At 69.4% G+C, this 2,397-nt stretch carries 2 protein-coding genes; one reads left to right on the plus strand and one right to left on the minus strand.

Features of this window, described 5'->3' with window-relative positions:
• Positions 1–36 precede the first annotated feature (36 nt).
• Positions 37–897 carry a 3-hydroxybutyryl-CoA dehydrogenase gene (locus ACFU8Q_RS41005; RefSeq protein WP_384465176.1) on the minus strand — a complete coding sequence of 287 codons (861 nt, stop codon included), beginning with the start codon at positions 895–897 and terminating at the stop codon, positions 37–39.
• A 188-nt stretch (positions 898–1,085) separates the two neighbouring features.
• Here ACFU8Q_RS41005 and ACFU8Q_RS41010 point away from each other — a divergent pair, with 188 nt between their 5' ends.
• A complete protein-coding gene (locus tag ACFU8Q_RS41010) occupies positions 1,086–2,378 on the plus strand; it encodes a glycoside hydrolase family 10 protein (protein WP_384465179.1) in 1,293 nt (430 codons plus the stop codon).
• Positions 2,379–2,397: the final 19 nt, after the last annotated feature.

Raw genomic sequence — 2,397 nt, forward strand, 5'->3', positions numbered from 1 at the left:
CCCCCGCCCGGCCCCGCACGGGCACGAGAGAACGGATCAGGAGTACGGGTAGAAGCCCGAGCCGGTCTTGCGGCCGAGCCGGCCCGCGTCCACCATCCGCTGGAGCAGCGGGGGAGCGGCGTACAGCGGCTCCTTGAACTCCGCGTACATCGAGTCGGCGACCGAGGCCACGGTGTCCAGACCGATCAGGTCGGAAAGCTTCAGCGGGCCCATCGGGTGGGCGCAGCCGAGCTCCATGCCGTTGTCGATGTCCTCACGGCTGGCGATGCCCGACTCGAACATCCGGATCGCGGAGAGCAGATACGGAATGAGCAGCGCGTTGACGACGAAGCCGGAGCGGTCCTGGGCGCGGATCGGGTGCTTGCCGAGGACGTCCTGCACCAGGGCCTCGGCGCGCTTCACCGTCTCGTCGGACGTCGTCAGCGCGGGGATCAGCTCGACGAGCTTCTGCACCGGGGCCGGGTTGAAGAAGTGGATACCGATGACCTGGTCCGGGCGAGAGGTCGCCACGGCCAGCTTCACCAGCGGGATGGAGGAGGTGTTCGAGGCGAGGATCGCGTCCTGCCGGGTCACCACCTGGTCGAGCACCTGGAAGATCTCGGTCTTGACCTGCTCGTTCTCCACGACGGCCTCGATGACGAGATCGCGGTCGGCGAACTCCCCGAGGTCGGTGGTGTAGCTCAGCCGGGCAAGGGTCTCGTCGCGCTCCGCCGGAGTGATCTTGCCGCGTTCGGCGGCCTTCGAGAGGGAGTTGTGCAGCCGGGTGCGCCCGATCTCCAGCGCCTCGCCGGTGGTCTCGGCCACCATCACCTCAAGACCGCTGCGGGCGCACACCTCTGCGATGCCCGCGCCCATCTGACCGCAGCCCACTACTCCGACGCGTGCAATGTCGGCCATAGAGTCCGTCACCTCGTGCCTTTCGCTGTTCTCCGAGTCGCAGGTTCCCGTCCGATCCGGTGCCCGCCCCGACCCCCCCGACGTTACCCGCGACCTACGGGTCATCGCGGGCCGGGGCGGGCATGCTCTCGGTTACGCCTGAATACAGGGGCGACGGACGATGACAGAGAGACGGCAGGTGCAACGAAATGCGGCAAATCGCCAGACGAGGCTTTGTTGCGGGTGCGGCCGGAGTGGTCGCGGGGGTGGTGAGCAGCGTCGCCACAGCTGGTGACGCCGCCGCGACTCCGTCCCGGCAGGCCGGTTCCGGGCAGGCGGAAGCACCGGCCCGCGGCGGCGGTCGCGGCGTCGCGCGGCGTGAGCTGCGCGGCATGTGGGTCGCCACCGTCGCCAATCTCGACTGGCCCTCCGCGCCCGGTCTGACGGCGGCCGAGCAGCGGGCCGAGCTGATCGGTTATCTCGACGAGGCCGTCGACCGGCGGCTGAACGCGGTGATCCTCCAGGTCCGGCCGACCGCCGACGCGCTGTGGCCCTCGCCCTACGAACCGTGGGCCCAGTACCTCACCGGGGTCCAGGGCAAGGACCCCGGCTGGGATCCGCTGGGCACCGCCGTCCACGAGGCGCACCGCCGCGGCCTGGAGCTGCACGCCTGGTTCAACCCGTACCGGGTCGCCAACCACACCGACCCGTCCCGGCTGATCGCCACGCACCCCGCCAGGCTGCACCCCGACTGGGTCCTGCCGTACGGCGGGAAGCTCTACTACAACCCCGGAATCCCCGAGGTCCGCCGCTTCGTCCAGGACGCGATGCTGGACGCGGTCCGCCGCTACGACATCGACGCCGTGCACTGGGACGACTACTTCTACCCGTACCCGGTGGCCGGACAGGTCTTCGACGACGACGCCACGTACGCGAAGTACGGCGCGGGCTTCCCGGACAAGGCCGCCTGGCGGCGCGACAACACCGACAAGCTGGTGCGCGAGACCGCCGAGCGGATCAAGAGCATCAAGAAGCACGTGAAGTTCGGGATCAGCCCGTTCGGTGTGTGGCGCAACGCCGCGACCGATCCGCTCGGCTCCGACACGAAGGCGGGTGTTCAGACGTACGACGATCTGCACGCCGACACCCGCGGCTGGATCAGGAAGGGCTGGATCGACTACATCTGCCCGCAGATCTACTGGAACATCGGCTTCGCGGCCGCGGACTACGCCAAACTGCTGCCGTGGTGGGACGAGGTCGTACGCGGCACGGGCGTCGATCTGTTCGTGGGCGAGGCGCTCTACAAGGCCGGCGACCCCGCGCAGCCCGCCGCCTGGCAGGACCCGGCCGAACTCTCCCGCCACCTCGATTTCGCCGCCGGCTACGACCAGGTACGCGGCCATGTCTACTTCTCCGGCAAGGACGTGGTCACGGACCGGATCGGAACCATGGCCCGGGTGGTGGCCGACCACTACCCGGACAGGGTGCGTCCACCCCGCTGACCGAAGCAGCGGGGTGGAC

The organism is Streptomyces sp. NPDC057543 (assembly GCF_042801895.1).
Classification (GTDB): domain Bacteria; phylum Actinomycetota; class Actinomycetes; order Streptomycetales; family Streptomycetaceae; genus Streptomyces.